We start from the raw sequence: 18205 nt of genomic DNA, 5'->3' as shown, positions 1-18205 counted from the left end.
GCCGCGATGGAGGAATCTATGGTCAGCATCAAGATTCGCAATCTTGACGACGGCTTGAAGCGTCGCCTGCGCATCCGCTCTGCTGAGCACCGCCGGTTCGCAGCACTCGGCGGGGTAGATGCCGGATGATGACCCGCCACCGCAGGGGCCCTGCTATGTAGTCGGCGGGCGACACTGGCCATCGGGCACCTTTCGTCGGATCGTAGGTGCCACGGTCCTGATCGAGCGGCTACTGGAGCTCACAGCCTGAGTGAAACCCGGAAATTCCAGCCGGGGGCTTACAAAGTGTTTTACTTGTGCTAAGACTTGTAGCGAGGGTCCATCGGTACCGATTAAGCCCTAAATGATAGGCCCAAGGTTGAGCATTTCATCAAAACACAAAAGCTATTATAGAAAGAAAATAGATAGAGTAAAACTACTCACCGGAGACGACATTGTGGAAGTGCCTCTTGAAAGAGAAAACAACGAGTTCAGCATAAACTCTATAAAAAAAAGAGCTAGAAAAGCAGCTGAACGAGCCAAGAAAAATCAAAACGCCAAAGTAATAGGGAATTCGACTGTTATTGTTTATTACAACAAAAGCGAAAAAACCGCCATAAGAGAAAAGAAAAGCATACACGCTTTCTTACAGAAAAACTCCAAAGAATAATAATGGGAACTAACTGCAATTGATCGGTCTTCTTTTATTCCCGATTTTAGTATGTGGCTATCTATACATTACAGCTTGGCCTTCAGAAAGAATAAGGATCAGCCTGTACCATGGATGGTCTCTCTATATCCGGGCTGCCGCATATGGCATGATGATTGTGGCAGCAATATTCTTTCTGTTTGGCATTGCCCTTCCTAAGCTGGGCCTGTTAGTAGGAAATATGACTGGTTTTACCCCATTCCCAAATACCAATATTTTTTTATTTATATCTCAACTTATAGAAGAGAGTAATGTTCTTCACTTAGAAAAGTCTGAAAAGACAAAAGTCTCTCTAGATATAGCCTCGATCTCAATTACATCGATATCTATTTCATGGTTATTGGCGACGTTCATAAATAAAATTAGCAGTGGCAATAGCAATATTTCAAAAGCGATATCCAGAGCTATCCGCGTGGACGCGCTAACATTCAGCAGCATAGAAAGGCTATACGCCGCGAAGTCACCAATAGAATACCAGCTCCTTATGATTGCAAAACAGGCGGACAGCGATATAGCATACAACGAAGATATTGGAAAATTAAGGGGGAAAGTTTATCAGGCTATTCTTGACGGAAAGATTGATAGAAAAGACAGAAATAAAATGAAAGAAATCTTTAAAGTTCTTCAGTATAGAGAGCTAAACTACTCACTCATCACCCTTGAAAATGATAAATTCTATATCGGACTTCCAAAAATACTTCCTGAGCCAGATGAAGAGAGCATTACCTCAAGCTCAGTGCAAATTATACCCGTAATGTCCGGATACCGTGACGAGAAAAAGTTGCCGGTGTTCACCACTAAATATGACTTTGATCTTGGATCAACGTCTTCTCAAGACTGCATCTCATTTCCGCGAGACAAAATCGTAACGGTCTCAGGATTTAGCTTTGAAACGCACAACAGAATAAAGCAGATATCTCTTCAGTCTGAGTCCGTGAAAAATTCTCGCTAAATTTAATGATTAGCTATCAAAAATAATAAGGTAAATGATGCAATTGCTACCTCGGAGATGGGCCGGTTGTTGGGCGGGAACAGCTTCTTGAGCACTGCTTCCCGGCGTTCAGACGGCCCCTACGGTTGCTTGATGAAGGTGACCTCAAAGGCTTTACTGGAACGAAACTGCTGCAGTCTGTTGGCAAACGCGAAGGCATCATTCATCTCGTAGTGCTGAAAGATATCCAGACCCCTGTCCAGCGATATCTTCCAGCCATGGTCCGTTACGATATGGCGAGCGTGAATACTGCCGGTTTCGTCGAACTCCCAGGTGAATTCGATGCCCACGGTACGAGCGGATTCCTGGATCTTTTCAAAACTCTCGTCTTGCAGATCACCCTTGAACTCATCCCGGACCGTGACCAGGTGCACCGACACTTCATCCTCCCGAGCCTTGTTTTTCACCACGGCCTCAAGAAACTCCATGAAGTTACGGATCTGGTAGAAAAGTCGAATATATGGGTCTGTTACGGTGATCCTGCGGGCCCTGTCCAGATAGGGGCCAAACAAACCGTCGAATGATATACCCTTCTGATTTTCCTGGAAGGTCAGATGCTTTTCCTCCCGCACGGGCCTAGAGGTGCGTGAGGAAGCTGCCTCGATATCGTTCACATCCATGGATGGATTGGGTGCCATGTCCTCATCTTCACGGTCGGATACCGTCTGGTGGTAGTCACCCGGGTACTCCTGTTCCTCGAGTGTGGTGACCAGCGTTTCCTTGCCTTGCTCATTCTCATAGGCAAATCGTACGTTGACATAGGTGGTATCAATCCGTTGTAACTGATCCTTGACCCGTTTCCGACCCTCAATGGCGAACCGCAGCAGTTCTTCAATTTCTTCCCGGGTCGCTCCACCCTGAGGGAACAGGATCTTCATCAACCCGGAAAAGGTCTTCTGGATACCATCGCGGTCACGGGTCGAGATATCCGAAGAAAGGGTAAAGTGCTCCCGATACTGGTCAGAATAATCGTGGTTCCGCATCGAACGCAGGATTTCCGCGAGGTAGTCCACCACAAAGCCATAGCCATGGGAGAACATCTCGCCCCGGATGATGTCGACCTCCCATCCCGGGATATAATAATGGATGCGGTCCAGAAATGCAGAATCGTAGAACTTGTCCGCCAGCTCTTCGAAGAGGTCCGAGTGCCTCAGCATATAAGGGACGGTATGCCGTGTATTGCCAACAAACACCATGGAAGCCTCGGCACCCAGGGTTTCCACGCCCCGGGAAAAGGACTTGTTGGCCATGTAGTTCTTCATGATGTCGACCAGCGCCTTGTCGACCCGCTTTTGCTTACCGGCGAACTCGTCGAAGGCCACGCAATCCCAGTAGCCCACCAGCCCAATCTTTCCGCTGGAGTTATTCACGAAAAGCTTGGGTACGGTGACCTCACCACCGGATACCAGAATCCCATGGGGCGAGAACTCGGAGTAAACATGGGATTTGCCCGTCCCCTTGGGGCCCAGTTCAATCAGGTTATAGTTCCGTTCGCAGAACGGTATTAAACGGACCAATTGCGTTAGCTTGCTGCGCCGACCGAACATCTCCGGGTTAAAGCCGATGCTTTGTATCAGCAGGTCAATCCATTCGTCGGTACTGAATCGCTGCCGTGCAGCCACGTAGGCATCGAAGTCAAAGTGCGACAGCTGAATCGGCTTGAGGGCGGACAGGATCCATGGGCTCACGTTCTGGTCTTCAGAAAAGACATACTCGATGTCCGCAATGCACCAGACGCCACTGACCAATAGCTTGGGGTGGGCCTTCACGGTTCCTGAATCCACCAATACCTTCTTGATGCCCAGATTGGAAAACCGCGCCTCATAGGCATCCGTTTTCTCATTCAGGGCCACGCTGATCTTGTCGATAACCTTATAGCGCCCCTTCTCCTTGATATTGGACCGGACCAGGCCGGCCTCATTCCGGTGGACATAGTGCTTGGCCAGGATCTCCTTGACCGTTTCGATGCCAGTCTGAATCGTGGCCTCGTCATTGGTGGCGCAATACTGACCCAGCAGATACTCCAGCACATACGAGGGGACGATGGCATTACCCTTGACCGTCTTTACCAGATCCTTGCGCACAACCAGGCCGGGGAAGTGCTCGTTGATCTTTTGGTCAAGCATACTCATCAGCTACAACCCTCAGAAGTCGAAATCGCTGGTAAAGGAGCGCCGCATCAGGTACCTGAGTGACTTGTATTCCTTGTAGTGGGAGGTGCCGGCGTGCTGCTCTTCCAGCTTCAGGAAGACCTCCTGGCCATTGGCCTCATCCGCCTTGCGGCTGAGCACAAAACGCACCTGAAACTCCCGCTCGCGGGGATTCTCCGAGGTCAGATCAAACGACAGCTCGTGGCTATCCGAAATCAACTCCCCTGACTGGGTGTAAATCCCGGCCCGGAGGTGGCGAGGCTGCACCTTCTCCGTCACCGGCGTGGACTGATATACGGTGACGGCCAGTTGGCCAGAGGTGATCACCGAACTGGCCCCACGCAGGATATCCACCTCAACGGCGCTGACATCACTCTGGCGTTTTTTGTTGACCTTCAGCACCGGTATCACCACTTCCTGCAGACAGGCACCTCCATGCACGAAACGGCTACCGGAGCCCTTGAGGCGCAGCCGATTGATGGACCTGGGAATTTGCACCTCCATGTCTCCATCCAGCCCAAGTTGCTCAGACGAGAAGTGATGGAAGGCCGGAGAAGTGGACAGTCCCTTACCCAGCACGAAACGACGATCCCGATAGCGGACATCTTCGCCGGAAACGGCGTCACCCAGGAAATCGCTCTCATCCAGCTCATGGTCCTGGTAAATAAAGCCATGATCAGCGGTGATCAACAGGTTGTTGGCATTGGCCGCCGTGAGCTTCTTGATCAGACGAATGAGGTCGCCCAGGGTTTGTTCCGCGGCTTCAAAGGCCTGCCCCTCCGAGTGCATCTTGTCGCCGGTGTGATCGATGCGATTGTGGTAGATGTACAGCACATCATGACCCTTGAGCAGCTCCCGGCTCTCTTCCCGGTTGAGCTGCATGAAGTCTTCCGCCTTGACGGCCTGGCCCCGCCCATCCAGGGCGGCCTGCAGGATTTTGGTTCGGTTGGTCGTGCCCTGTGAGCTTTGGCCATCCACCAGTACCGTGCCGGTATCGTTGTCGGCGATCGCCAGCGACTTGTTGGGCAGCAGCGCCGCCATGCCGAGTTGGGTGTAGCTGGGCAGGGTTGAGAGTGCCGGTTCAAGCTCGGCGCTGTAGCGATCTTCCTGCCGGATAAGGCCCAGCAGCTCGTCGCCGATCTCGTAGCGCATGGCGTCGGAAATGATCACGCAGATCCGCTTGTCCTTGCGCAGGTACGGGCGCACCCAGTGCTCGAAAAAGGCCTTCTGCTGAACGACCGGATAGGCCTCCCAGCCGGGCGCGGCGTCCACGTGGATCTGAAAGGCATCACCCAGCTTGAGCAGGTAGTTGTTGGAGTACAGGTTCTCCACCCGCTCACTGAGTTCACCCATCAACGAGGCCTGGCCGGACATGCGCACATGGTAGGTGAACTTGCGGTAGAGCTGATCCAGCTGAAACCAGGTACGGCTGTATCGCTGAACGCCTTCGGTCAGGCTGTCCATGGTCAGGCTGGCCTCGCTCAGCATCTGGACAAAGCGGGCCGCAAACTCAATGGCTTCATACAGGTGGCGGAACTCGCCATACCAGTGGCCCTGACGCCGCTGACGCACCCAAAGTGCCACATCGCCGCTGGTGACCGTGCGCCCCACCACCGCCCGCACCAGATCACTGATGATCTTCTGGTCGATCAGCCGGAAGTAATCCAGCTCAACCAGATCCCGAAAGTCCCGCCTGCCCAGATCCTGCTCAATGCCCAGCACCTCGGCACATTCGGCGGATAGGGTTTCAAACCCTTTCTCAAACTGGCGGCTGTCCTTCCAGCGCTTGAGGAACACCAGGGCGTCGCCGGTCAGTTTGACCTCACCATCCGTACCCATGGCGTAGCAGGACTTGAACAGCTCGAGCGCGAAGTCCCGGAGGCTCGGTTCACTGGCCTCGTAGCCGTAGAAACGGGTCAGTTGCTCCCACAAAAAGCCATCCAGACCACAGCGTTCGATCAGCCGAACGCCTTCGTCGCGCCCTTCTGCCAGTTGCTGCAGCAGGGTTTCCACCACCGAGTCCATGCGGGGTTCGCTACCGGCACACACGGCCAGCATCTTCAGGCGCAACTGGCCGGCGGTGTCGTCCGGCTTCAGCAACTTCTTCAACGCCTCCTTGCGCCTGATCGCCTGGAAAAACTCCGTGTGAGCCTGCGCTACCTCGGCAAACTCCAGGCCCAGCTCCAGCTCGGACAGCCAGATAGCCACCTGGTCGGTCCTGAACTCGCCGTGGGCCAGTTGTACGTCCAGCAACCAGTTGTCCAGGTCCTCCGGTTTTGGACCCTCCTTGTACAGCAGGAACTTCTGTTCAGGTGACTCCCGCAGAACACGATATTTCAGACCATACTCATTGTTGGCGATCTCAAGCTTCTCCACGTCCGGGACGGAAACCGCCTCGAAGTCACTGCGCAACTCTTGCTTGGTGTCGTACCAGAACACGATGCGATGCTTATCGAAAAGCCTGCTCAGGGCCCGATTGATTTGCTGGCTCATTCCATACCCCCGAGCTTCTCCAGGCGCGACACCCATTCAGCAAAGTGTTTACAAGAGGCCCGCAGCGTATCGAGGCCGATATGAGCCGCAACCGAAACCCCCGATGTCACCTTGTCGTATTCCGGTATCTCCTTGAGAATCCGCTTCGATGGTGCCGTTTCCTGACCATCGTTGATGAGTTCGGGGTTTTTGGTGCCGACCATATTCACCAGATTGCCAATCGGCTGCTCGTGCTCCAGGTACTCCCAGTCCAGCTTGCTCGGGTCGGCAAGAATCAGGCTTTCAAATTCATGCAACTGGATATAAGGAATGAAGTGTGGCTTACCCAGGTCATTGCCAAAAGAGACTTCCAGCCGCTCTATCCTTTCATAAGGCGCCAGTGGCCTTGCCTCGTTAAATCCAGGAAAATCCGCTGGCAGGGCATATAAATCAAACATGCTGGTAAACCAGCATTCCGGATGGGCGTCTTCCTTCATCCAGGTTTCAATGTCGGCTTTTGCTTTCTGGTAGCTGATCAGGCCGCCACGGTATTCCATGGATGCCCGCTTGTCCTTGCTCGTTAGCACGCACCGCGCGTCGGTATAGACGCCAAAGCGCGCCAGATGGGGTGTCAGAACCTGGTCGATAAAGGCTTTCTCGGTCTGGCCTTCCGCTGTGACATGCAGTCGAATCACGGTTGCCCTCCCAGCACATTTTTCTCCCACAGCTCCGAGAGGCTGTATCGTTGCAGCCATTCGCCCAGAGCTTGCGACTCCAGGCGGTGGAAGGAGCTGGCACCGCTCTTTGAATCCCGTTCCACGATAACGATCTGCTCGGGCAGGAACTCATCCACCAGTCGTGTGGACTGGGTGGCAAGGACAATCTGCGTTTTCTGTGAAGCACGCTTGATCATGCCAGCCAATTCAAGCGTGGCGGCCGGATGAAGACCTAGCTCCGGCTCATCCAGGACGATGACCTTTGGTAGTAACGCGGGCGGCTGCAGGAGCAGCGTGGTCAGCGCCATGAAACGCAAGGATCCGTCTGAAATCTGATCCGGTCCAAAGAGATAATCCTGGCGGCAGGTATCAGTCCAGTTCAGTCTCACGAAACGGTCATTGCCAGGAAGCGTATCCAGTTCAAAGTCGTTGAACTGCGGCATGATCTTACGAATATGCCGGACTATCCTGTCGTAGTACGGACGATAGCTCTCCGACTCCTTCAGCATCTTGAGAAACGCTGCGAGGTTGCCTCCATCGCTGCGCAGGTAAGATACATCATCCACGTACACTCGATCCTTGACCCGAGCAGTATCCGATGTATCGTGGAATTGAAAGGTTTGTATGCCTCTGAGGAGGCCGGTCAGAACCCTGCTGGTGGGTCGTTCATCCTGCCCCAAACCCGCCTCGGGTCCACCACTGGGCAGAAAATATTCCTGTGGCCTGGGGTGATCGGCCTTGTGATAGCTCACCCGCTCACCACTCACGAACAGCCGATCCGGTAAACCGTAGGACAGCTTGACATCGTAGGTGTCAGTGGTGCTGTCATCTTCCAGTGTCACGCTGAAACTCAGCGATTCGGTCACCTTTGGGCCGTAGAAAAGCAACTGGCGGACACCCTGCCTGCCAACATACTGCTGTAGTGCGCCGGTGGTCATGAACCCCAGCAGCCGGAACAGTGAAATCAGGTTGCTTTTCCCGGATCCATTCGCCCCCAAAAGCACCGTGACATCGGTAAAGGCAATACGCGCAGCATCCTCGTTGCTGATGGATTTAAAGCCCTTGACGGCGATTTCCTTTAATTGCATGGGTAGCCCTCCTTCATGAGAGGCCAGGAATCTTTTTCAAGGCTTCGCCAAATTTCGGATAATTGGCCTTCACCCCGTCATCGAGATCGATCTCCACCTGCTCGGTGGCCAGCGGGTAGAGCACATCCCGCTCGTAGTCGTCCAGCTCGGCGAGGATCTTGTTGATCTTCTCGATCTCTTTCAGGGCTCTGGTCTTATCCCCCTGGGAGGTCCCGGCACTGATGCTGACAGCTTCCAGGTGGTCCTTTCGGGCCTTCAGCTTCTCATCCTTGAAATCGCGCAGATACTCCAGCACCGTGCCCACGGTATGGGGTTGGTAGCGGTGCATGTAGATCAGCGCATTGAATGAGCCCTTGGGTGATGAGAACAGCCAGTAGATGGGGCGCTTTTTGTAACGACGCACATGGTCGCTATAGAAGTCCCTCAGGAAGTATTTGCGGATATCCTTGCCCAGTGCCTGTTCCACAAAGGCCAGGTTTTCCTTGAAGTGCGCTTCACCAAAAGTGGTTCGCAGGAACTCACGGAAGCGGATATTGATATTGTCCGTGAACCACTCGCCCTCCATCATCGGGATCACGTTCTGGGCGTCCGGCATGAAGCTGGGTTCGGGGATCTGCTTGAGGTAGTCCTCGATGGTCTCGCCCTGGTTGGCCAGGATCAGTCCCGGCTCGTCCAGGGAGTAGCGGCCAAACATGCAGCCCACGGCGTAGGAGATCAGCTCGCGCATGGTGTCGGCCAGCAGCAGCGCCTCCAGCTCCTCCTCGCTCTTGTCGTTGCCGTAGCGGTAATGCGGGTTGCAGGTCAGGGTGATCTCGTTGAGCGGCACATCGGACGTCAGCTCATCCTGCAGGCCGTAGGCGTCGATGAAGATGCGGTTGTTTTCTTCCTCCAAGCATTGCATTTCCTGTGTTCTTTTGTGCCAGTGAGAACGGAACTTTTGGTACGTTCTGTATAAACTAGGCTGCCAGAAATCAGTATCCAGCAGGGGTAGATTAGAAAAATCCCACGAACTCTCATAGGAGTCCCAATCTCTGGCTGCAATATCGATCAGCGTTATGGAATCGACTTCCGGTAATGCCTCTAGGACAGGTAGTTTCTGGATTGCTCCCACTTCGTAACTCAAACTCTGGCTAGTAAATGAAAGAAGATAACTAGTAACTTTACTATTCAAAAAACCAATAGCATTGCGCAGATCAAGGTTAGATGTAGAAAACAATCCAGGCCCTTTATGGCCAAATATCTGGCCCGAGTTCTGCCAACGAAATGATGGCATACCGCTAGATATGAGTGACCATGCAATCATTTCCTTGAAGTAAAACTGCATGTTTTTTATAGTTCGAGTGACAGAGCCATACAGAGATTCCGCATGCTCTTTAACCTCTGAACCATCGTTTTCCCAATTAATAATAAATTCGTTATTTCCATACCATCGCCTTACGGCACCCCCTTTTACAAAAGGGATCCATTTCTTGAGTGCACGATCTTCTTTGTTATCTTCAGAAGTTGTTAATGCGCAATCGTTAATCGAAACTTCATGCCATAGCCGAAGAAACCGTTGATCATCACTCGTTGCAAGCCCTTGTCTAGGTGAGGAGATGTCACTCAAATACCTACCACTTGCAAAAAGAGTTACAGCACGCTGACTTACCCAGTAAGAGATTGGGTTGCCTGGAATCTTCTTGAAGTCCGCCGCAGAGGCTTGAAAGAGGAGGAGAGAGTTCTCAGTGGGTTGACTAGTATCGTCTGCCTGTCTGTTACTCATCCCCTCCCTCCGGTTTGCGCTCCTCAGTTGATATGTTGACTTGATGCCAATTACCCGCATTCGCCTTCAAATCCACCTCGCGCTCAGCTTTCTCGATGTCGCTATCCTGACTTAACCACACGGCCCAGAAATCAGGATCATACGATTTCGGCCGATGGTGCTCAGGAAGTTGATTCATCTGCACCAGTACCAATAACTCCGGTGCCCAGCCGAAGAGAGTGGCATGACGGGAGGGAAGCGAAGGAAAGCCCCCTAAACGATGTTTAGAAAGCATGACTTTCATCGAGCCGCCTGATACGGAACAACCATATGCATGAGGCTCTTCTCATTTGCAGTGATAGAGGCTGGTAGCTTAATTCTGTGGTGTGGCAAATCTCTCACAAAATCATGATGATCTGTCTGATAAAAATTTCTAAGAATGAACTCAATGAACCACCGAGGTGTTAACGGTGCTGATATTGGGATTCGACAGTTCTTCACATCACCCAATGTAAGGTGGCTTTTAGGATGAGTTCCATCAGCATGCACTCCATTTCGCGCATCAAAATCAAAACGCAGAGGAAATGGAATAATTCTTCGCTGGACAATCTCAAGAAACAGATCGTCTCGCATGTATGAATTCGGATCGTTTTGAAATGGAAGTAAGTTCGGCGATGGGTAAAATGAAAGTCGATGCTGTATTAACGCTTTATTTTTTATTCGATACATTAATTGAACAAGAGCACCATCGATGAGTTTCATGTTGTATGATCGCTTGTCAGCAAGTTCGCTGTAAATCTCAGCATATTCGATATTGTCTAGCGCAATGGAAATATGTTCCGCGCCACTAAAGGTCACGTCTGCTTGGTCTCTATATGATCGGACCGCAGAGAAATTTGCGTCATCGCAAATCCCTTTGCCGATCAACTCAGAAATCAGGCTATCAAGATCCTCTTTTACGCTTTTTGGATTCAGTGCTTTCATTCGCCGCCCCCAAGTAACTTTCGGAGCTTCTCGCGAGTCGCCTCATCGAGATCTTCAGGATGTAGCTCACCACTCTCTAGATCCCCCAAAAGGTCGGCAAGCTGGGTCCTTCTATGCTCAAGGCGTTTTCTTTCTTGCGGTGATAAGTCGCGGTGAACGATGCGCAATTTACTTAATAGACTGTCGTCAGGGTAGGTAAAATTTAGAACGAAGTCGTTTTGCTTAAGAGCCTCAAACTCGTCGATTAAGTTCTGCATCATGGGGCCATATCCTATGACACGAACCCAAGCTTTGCTTCGGGTGATGGCGGTGAAAAGTCGATTGCGAAGGTTGGCTAGACCTGGGCCGGAACCATTACAATCCTGGGCATTAATGACATATACCATGCCGCCCTCATTTCCTTTTGCACGGTATATTCCAGTGAATGTAACGGATGGCGTGTCAGTTCGGAAGAACACATCCGCATCGGTATCCACACCCGCCAAATGACTCTGAACGCCTGCTTCAAAAAGTCGTTGACGGATAGGGCCAATACGAACACGAGCGGTCCGAGGGTCCGGGTGAATCACGATGATGTCGTCGTGGCGGAGCTCATCTCTATGGAGATTGTGCTGAATCTGTTTAGAAAGCCATGCATTCTGCGCCGATTCATCTTCGAATTTAATGAATTGAACAAGATCATCAGTATCAGAATGCGCCTCCAGAAACCGCGGGCTCGTTTCTGTAGTGCGCTCCAATACAATATGCTGCCCTTTCGCCAGTTGGCCATCCTTAACCTTGTAGCCAATCTCTTCCCATAGCGCTGGGTAATCAAACATCTGAACTAGACCCGTCTCAGTGTCGTGCGGCGCATTCCGATATATACCGAATCCAAGGCCGTGAGCGGATACCAGAACCGGGCGCGAGTTTCGATAGCATTTTTGCAGGATTACATCTCGCCTTCGATCATCACCGAAGGTGACCAATGGCTGCCCGCGCTTATTATCTCCAAAAATAATCTCTGGCGGCGGAAGGGAAATTCCAGAAAGGTTCTGAAGCTCGTCATATGCATAGACCAACCGTTTTGGTGATTTTAACATAGCATAACAAAGCTTTAGAAAGCTTGGCGCAAAGTCTTGTGCTTCATCCACGAGAAACGCATCGTAGAGGTCCGCTTCATTCGAAGCATTTTCCAATGCTGCCTGGCAGGCACCATCGAAGGCGTGCTCGTTTCCTCCAAAGCGGCTGGATGCACTTCTAAAATCTAGGAATTCCGTTCCAGTCGCCCGACAATATTCGTAGTAAATTCCGTCTCTGGCATCTCCTCCCGGTGCACCCCATGCGTTGACAACTCGTATCTTCGTCCAATCCGGCTCTTCACCGCCTTGCTCAATACAAAAATTATTGATTAAGCGCCGGAACTGACCTTTGAGGGATCGGGTATGAAAAGTTACTGCAATCCGCCAGTCTGGGTGCTGTGTGTGTAAATAAGCGGCCTTGAGTGCCAAAACTATGGTCTTACCTGAGCCAGCCAGTCCCCGGATACGCTGAACACCATCTACCGTTTCGATGACTGCTTTGTTCTGACGATGATCGAGCGTCGCGATGGAATCCTCCAGCTGCTTCAGTTTCGCTCCACGCGAATCAGCCCGATTAATCTCACGCTTCGAACGGCTCTTCCGAATACTGCTGAGGCTTTCGATAGCCGACAGCGCCATCCGATATAGATCATTGTTGCTTTCAGGCCATTCGAGCGCATCCAATGCGTTAGCAAGGCCATGCTCATTGACAAGAGGGTATTCAGATGATGTAACTGACTCGACGTTGTCGATACCAGGCGCGAAGGAAATAACCGAAAGTGGTACCCGCAATTGGCGCCCTTTGACCAAGTCACGATGCAATTTCAATCGCGCCTCGATCTTGTTTGCCAAGTCATCCTGACGATCAGTGTATTCCCCGACCTCTGTTCCCTCGATCAGATCGAATAGCACTATGCCTTTGGAGGGACTCACCAGCGTGGCATCAATCGAGTACTTGCCATCAGGTGTTGCGATCAGTGGGTATCCAGTGAAGGCTTCTCCATCTAAATTGTGCAAAACCTCAAGGCTTCTTTCCAGCACGTCAGTCGTGACTGGTTTCTTATTTGCACCTCGCGTAATTGTCAATTTACCTGCCATAGTCGTCTCCTGATTCTCTATTGGCACACCACTTGAAGGGGATGAAAAGCTTGAGATATAAGCTGCTGGTCATGCAGGTTGACCCTGCGCAATAGTCTGCGCCATCATGGCCATCTTCTCGGCTTCCGAATTGCCATCGACCAGCCGGAGATAAGCCCCTCGATAGTGCGGTTTGTGCGCGTTTTCGAGTACAAAAGCTGTCGTTGAGACTACTTCCCCGCCGATGCTGTCAAAGGCTCGCGCCCCCAAGTGGGCCATCGACAAAATAGTGTGCTGATCGAGAATGCGGCCGCGCAAGGCCTCGAAGGAAGACAGAAACATCCAGCTCTGCATCGTGATCATGGCGACAGCACCGCCAATCATCGTCATATCCAGATTGCGCTCTATGAACATCGCAAACAGGTCGGACTTGCTCTTTGGGTAGTTCTCCTTGGCCCAGGCGCCAAGCCGTCCATTCATGCCCTTGCCACCCATATAGGGCGGGTTGGCGACGACCACGGCATAGCGCGGGCTCAAGGCTTCGGCCATACGCAGTACTTTCAGTACTTTGCTGTGCGTATCGGCCAGGAACAGATTGCTTCCTAGACCCTTGGTCTCCAGCTCGGCTAGCACGTCAGTCACGTTGGTAAGCTTGGGCGAGATCAGGGAGCCAAAGTTGTCAGCCTCCTCGAACTGTTGCAAGGTTTCACGTAAGCCCTGGGTGAACAAGTCGCGGCCCACGGCGCTCATGTACTCCTCCAGTTCATCCGGAGTGAAGCTAACTTTTTCCAACACACAGATGTTGGGATTGATACCTTTGTTTAAAAAACGCCGTTGACGCGCTCGGGCTTTCATGGTCAGAGCGAAGGCGGCCAGCTCGCCGGCCCGTTCATCCAGCTCAATACCGTAAAGGTTGTGCGTCAGAATCTTTTCGGGGATTTCGGACGGCTCGTAGCCTTCTTCTTCATAAATGGCGTAGAGCAGATCGAAAGCATAGGTCAGCATATGGCCGGAGCCGCAGGCTGGGTCGCAAACCCTGAGCTCTTCCGGGCTGTTGATTTTCAAGAAATCGGTTTCGGCTTCATCCGGAGGGATGTAATACTCAAGCTTACGGATCAGCCCTGAAGTTGGCCTGTTAAGCATCCACAAGCGGCCGAGCGAATTGTCCACCAGGTAGCGCACAATCCAGCGCGGCGTGAAAAGCTGCGTGGCGGCGGGGATATTGGCCGGTGTGATTTTCTGATTCTTCTTCAGTGCCTCGAAGACTTGATCCTTTTTTTCGGATATATAGAACTGGTACAACCAGCCAATTATCTCAACATCCTCACAGGCACCCGGCGTCATAGCCTCGCGGGTGTAGGCTAGAATAGAGTTGCCGGAGAGCAGGTCATCCGGCATGAGAAGCTCCGTGTAATCGTCAATGCGTTCGAAAAGGAACGGCATGGCGCTGTGCCAATGGTTACAGGCGGCTACCACCAACAGGCGATAGGCTTCCCCCTGGGGATCCTGGCTGGGCATTTTGCCATCCAGTAGGGCAAAGACCCGTTGTCGGGTGTTTGCCCGTACCATCTCTTCATCGATATGGCCCATCTTGGCGTCAGCCAGGATCTCGGGCTGAAACTGTCCGTCGGTGGGCGAGACCACACCAAGGCGGTTATATCGGTTCACGTCCATAAAACGCAGGGCGCAGAAGCGATTGAACCAGATATAGGCCACGCGCTCGATGACCTGCTCTTGGCCCAGTTTGGCGATCGCCGCTTCCAGCTTCTTGACGGCCTCTGGGCTTTCTCGCCGGGCAGAGCTTTCTTCAGCCAGAACCAGCTTGAGCTTGGCGCTGACCTGCTCAATCAGGCTGCGGCGGGCGAGCTGGGCGAATTTTTTGAGTTTTGCGGTTTCCATTCAATAACCTGCTGAATTGCTTTTGGACGCAGGACAGGCGCTCTGTGTTGTCGGTACGTTTCCGCGTTGAGCGCATATCATATGCTCGTGGAGCATATATTTGCTCGCGGGGCATATATTGCGAGCAAAGCGCTTAAACACGCTCATAAGTAGCGCCTTTCTGCTCACCCATTTGCTTGATTTGCTTGGTGGCTTTCATTCTAGCTAGCAGCCGGTAAGCCTGGTTTCTATCGAGGTGGCAAAGCTCCATGACATCCGCACGTTTGATGCTGCCGTGGGTATCAATAAAGCTCATCACCATCTGCTCCTGCTGGATAGGATCGAACCCCGCCTGGCGCACATAGGCCGCCTTCTGTCCCGCCCCCTGGTATACCTTGGCGCTCAGGGTGTAGGTACGGCCCTTGCCGGTGCCGTGGGCTTGCACCATGCCGGCCTCCACCAGTTTCTCCAGGGTGCCCCGGACCACGGTTTCGGGCTTTTGCACAGACCCGGCCAGATCCGCCGTTCGTAAGCGCCGCTCATTGCGCAGCCGGGAGAGGATGATCAGGCTGTCGATGGGCATGGCGGCGCCGGTCTGTTCCTCGCGCTCGACGATCATGCGCAGGAACCCGGCGTCGGCCTCCGCTGCGCTCATGCGCACGGAGACGGTGTGCGCTGATGACATGGAGTAGTCGGGTGCGGTACGCCCATAGCGGAGCATGCCCTCGAAGATGCGATCGATACCCCGACCTGTGCGTTCTGCCAGGCCGATGCGCTTGATGATGTCGGCCAGCAGGGGGTTGCGGGAGCGGGGATCGGCCACCAACAGGTTGTCCAGGTTGACGCCCTCCACAAAACCACCCGGATTGCTGATGCTCAGGCCGTCGTCGTCCAGTTTGACGTGCACGGCGCCCAGGGCGCTGTAGTCGCGGTGCACCAGGGCGTTCACGAAGGCTTCCCGGAAGGCCCGGCGGTCGAAGTTGGGGATGGGCACGCGAAACAGCCCGACCTGAATCTCCTCTTCCTCGACCCGGGCGCGGAATAGCACCTCGATCTCTTCAAAGGTCTCCAGCAGCGGTTTGCGGTAGAACTCATTGACCAAAACATCCGTGCCCCGCAGCACCTGGAATGCTGCCTCGTGGGAGGGCAGGTGCTGCCGGAGCTGCGTCTCGTTCCCCAGCAGTAACAAGCCCGCCACGGTGGGGTGGCGCTGGCCACCTATGCTCACCGTCAGCCCCAGGGCGCCATCCAGCTCATCATCCGCCAGAGGGGTCAGGCTCTGGTCGCCACCGTATTTTTTGATGGCGTTGCGGATGCGGATGCGCTGGATCGGATCCAGATCCTCAATCGCAAGGTTTTCCACCGGCAGGGCGGAGGGGTCTGTTACGCCCAGGCTGGATTGCCGTTGAACAAACTCATGGGGGTAGAAGGGCACGGCCTCCGGGGTGCCGTCCATTCTCAGGCGCCGACGTTGCAGAAGACCTTCCGAGGTGGATACCAGTTGCCGGGATTTGGGCACGTGAATTCTGGCAATGGGCTGCCCTTCCAGTTCCAGGGCCTCGGCGCGCACCGCCAGTGATGGAATGGTCTTATTGGCAATCAGTGCGGGCAGGCCCGTGAGGTGACGGTGGTTGGCATGCAGCCCGGTCGGTGTGCCATCGTCTTCAACGCCCAGGAACAGGTCGCCGCCCTCGGTGTTGGCCAGGGCCACCACGGCGGCCACCAGTTCCCGGTCAGGCAGGCTTTTGACGTCGCTCTTGAACTCAACGGCAAGGTTTTCGCCGCCGCGAATGAGCGCCCGGATCTCCTGTTCGGCTTCCTGCATGGCTATCCCCTGGGTCGGCACTCTTAGATTCGAACCTTCAGGCCTTGCTGAATTTGAGTCAGCAGGGCATCGCGTAAAGCGTTCAGGTACTGGTCCAGGTCGTTTTCGTCGGCCAACCAGGCCTTGTCAAACGCAACCTGGAGGTTGCGCATGTGAATGTAGTCGGCGGGCGATTCCTTGGCCTCATGAGTCGGCCTGCCACTCTCGCCACCCTGTGGCTGTTCGGGACTTCCCGCCGGTGCAGACTTCTGCCGGGCCATATCCACCATTTTGCCCAGCAGTTTCTGGTAGCCCTCTTCTTCAAAGTACCGGGCCCGGTCCTTGATCACGGCAATCAGGCGTTCCTGCCCGATGTCATCGGACAGATCCCGGAACGGCTTGTTGAGCTCATCCTGGCGTGGTTCCGGAAGGGATTGATATTCATCCATGGTTTGCATGCGCTCCTGCATGGTCTTCAGGGACGTTTCTGCCTGAGACCGGGTTTGCTGCACCTTTTCATTGATGCGCGCCTGCAGGCTGTCCAGCTGGCCCTTGAGCTGCTGAATGCGATTCCCCTTGTAGCAATTGGGGTCGTTCAGGATGGTGCGAATCTGCTCGATTTCGTCCCCGGACACATAGATGAAGTTGGGCTCCTGGCTCTGCAGGAAGGACCGGGCCTGGTTGTAGATGTCCTTTTGTGAGCCGCCCATGAACTTGCGAATGGGATCGATGACATTCTCTTTCAGGTCCAGCAGCTGATCTTCCTGCCTGCCCAATTCCGTCAGGTGCCAGGTGTAGGGCTTCCCGGCAACGTCTTTGAGCGACTCCAGGGCAGGTTGCAGGGCATTGAGGAACGGGTACTGGTCCACCTGCGCTATGCGCCGATCCAGGTCCTGGACCATTTCCTGGAAAGCCTCGCCGGCCTCCTTACCCAAGGCCTTGGCTTCGCTGCTGCGCGGCGGGCTATCGAAGAAGTCCTCGTAGAACGACTTGAGCGCCCGGACCTGAGAGGCGGTGAACTCAATCTGTGGCTCCAGCACCACGTTGCCGTGGCCGTGGGTGTTGCGCAGGGCGCGCTCCAGTTCGCCGCCTTCCAGGATGTTCCCGTCGAGGCGAACCTCCAACTTGCCACGGGCGCACAGGTTGGCCAGGGTGCACAGAATCGCGGCATAGTACCAGCCATAGGGTTTGCGTTCGAATCTCTCCAGCAGACTCTTCAGGGTGGTACGGACACCGCCCCGGTTGTTGCTTTGAATGAACGCCAGCACCTCCTGCTCGGATTCCGCCAGGGCCGTGGTGTCGTTACCAAAGAGACCCTCATCTGAACGATTGAGGCAATGGCTGATATCTTTTTCCGTGTAGGCAACGCCGCGCAACATGCGAAGGTTGGGGTAAGCCCGAGCGATCAGCTCATGGAAGCCTCGGATGATGCGCGTCTGGGCGTGCTCGTTGGTCACTTCCACATCTGCGCCCCCGATGAGCAGTTTTGATTGGCCCATGAGGGTTTGAACCTGTTGCCGGAGCCTGGCCTCGCGCTCACGATTCTGAAAGCTCTTGT

14 protein-coding genes are annotated in these 18205 nt (G+C 53.6%); 3 read left to right on the top strand and 11 right to left on the bottom strand.

All coding sequences use genetic code 11. The features are described from left to right. The first annotated feature begins 6 nt into the window (after nucleotides 1-6). The 3 genes from LPW29_RS15755 (at nucleotide 7) to LPW29_RS09015 (ending at nucleotide 1640) form a co-directional block, all read left to right on the top strand. On the top strand, nucleotides 7-129 hold the full coding sequence (locus LPW29_RS15755) for a FitA-like ribbon-helix-helix domain-containing protein (protein ID WP_443112352.1): 123 nt from the start codon (nucleotides 7-9) through the stop codon (nucleotides 127-129). A 307-nt stretch (nucleotides 130-436) separates the two neighbouring features. Continuing rightward, nucleotides 437-649: a hypothetical protein gene (locus tag LPW29_RS09020; protein WP_238627731.1), complete on the top strand. Its 213-nt coding sequence runs from the start codon at nucleotides 437-439 to the stop codon at nucleotides 647-649. Between the two features lie 19 nt (nucleotides 650-668). Next, the gene (locus tag LPW29_RS09015; RefSeq protein WP_238627730.1) at nucleotides 669-1640 is read left to right on the top strand and encodes a hypothetical protein; all 972 of its coding nucleotides are present in this window, start codon (nucleotides 669-671) and stop codon (nucleotides 1638-1640) included. Nucleotides 1641-1759: 119 nt separating this feature from the next. Here LPW29_RS09015 and brxL read toward each other — a convergent pair whose 3' ends face one another. The 11 genes from brxL to LPW29_RS08960 form a co-directional block, all read right to left on the bottom strand. Continuing rightward, nucleotides 1760-3811: a BREX system Lon protease-like protein BrxL gene (gene brxL / locus LPW29_RS09010; RefSeq protein WP_238627729.1), complete on the bottom strand. Its 2052-nt coding sequence runs from the start codon at nucleotides 3809-3811 to the stop codon at nucleotides 1760-1762. 12 nt (nucleotides 3812-3823) lie between these two features. Continuing rightward, a complete protein-coding gene (pglZ, locus tag LPW29_RS09005) occupies nucleotides 3824-6322 on the bottom strand; it encodes a BREX-1 system phosphatase PglZ type A (RefSeq protein ID WP_238627728.1) in 2499 nt (832 codons plus the stop codon). Next, entirely contained in the window at nucleotides 6319-6996 is a 678-nt protein-coding gene (locus LPW29_RS09000; protein WP_238627727.1) for a DUF4276 family protein, read from the bottom strand. Before LPW29_RS09000 ends, pglZ begins: the two co-directional genes overlap by 4 nt. Beyond that, nucleotides 6993-8105 (bottom strand): AAA family ATPase, encoded by a 1113-nt coding sequence (locus LPW29_RS08995; RefSeq protein ID WP_238627726.1) that lies wholly within the window; start codon nucleotides 8103-8105, stop codon nucleotides 6993-6995. The genes LPW29_RS09000 and LPW29_RS08995 overlap by 4 nt, the downstream gene beginning before the upstream one ends. 13 nt (nucleotides 8106-8118) lie before the next feature. Then, on the bottom strand, nucleotides 8119-9867 hold the full coding sequence (gene pglX, locus LPW29_RS08990; RefSeq protein WP_238627725.1) for a BREX-1 system adenine-specific DNA-methyltransferase PglX: 1749 nt from the start codon (nucleotides 9865-9867) through the stop codon (nucleotides 8119-8121). Beyond that, nucleotides 9860-10150, bottom strand: coding sequence for a hypothetical protein (locus LPW29_RS08985; protein WP_238627724.1), 291 nt, complete (start codon nucleotides 10148-10150; stop codon nucleotides 9860-9862). The genes pglX (LPW29_RS08990) and LPW29_RS08985 overlap by 8 nt, the downstream gene beginning before the upstream one ends. Continuing rightward, nucleotides 10147-10830, bottom strand: coding sequence for a DUF2290 domain-containing protein (locus tag LPW29_RS08980; protein ID WP_238627723.1), 684 nt, complete (start codon nucleotides 10828-10830; stop codon nucleotides 10147-10149). Before LPW29_RS08980 ends, LPW29_RS08985 begins: the two co-directional genes overlap by 4 nt. Further along, complete coding sequence (locus LPW29_RS08975) at nucleotides 10827-12986, bottom strand: DEAD/DEAH box helicase (protein WP_238627722.1); 2160 nt, start codon at nucleotides 12984-12986, stop codon at nucleotides 10827-10829. The genes LPW29_RS08980 and LPW29_RS08975 overlap by 4 nt, the downstream gene beginning before the upstream one ends. A 69-nt stretch (nucleotides 12987-13055) precedes the next feature. Further along, nucleotides 13056-14864: a BREX-1 system adenine-specific DNA-methyltransferase PglX gene (gene pglX, locus LPW29_RS08970; protein WP_238627721.1), complete on the bottom strand. Its 1809-nt coding sequence runs from the start codon at nucleotides 14862-14864 to the stop codon at nucleotides 13056-13058. Between the two features lie 133 nt (nucleotides 14865-14997). Next, entirely contained in the window at nucleotides 14998-16668 is a 1671-nt protein-coding gene (locus LPW29_RS08965; RefSeq protein ID WP_238627720.1) for an ATP-binding protein, read from the bottom strand. A 23-nt stretch (nucleotides 16669-16691) separates the two neighbouring features. Then, a partial coding sequence (locus LPW29_RS08960; RefSeq protein ID WP_238627719.1) for a hypothetical protein occupies nucleotides 16692-18205 on the bottom strand: 1514 nt, incomplete at its 5' end.

The organism is Ectothiorhodospira sp. 9100 (assembly GCF_022227565.1).
GTDB lineage: Bacteria > Pseudomonadota > Gammaproteobacteria > Ectothiorhodospirales > Ectothiorhodospiraceae > Ectothiorhodospira > Ectothiorhodospira marina.
Note: the sequence above shows the minus strand (reverse complement) of the source record. Positions and strands in the feature narration are given on the sequence as shown.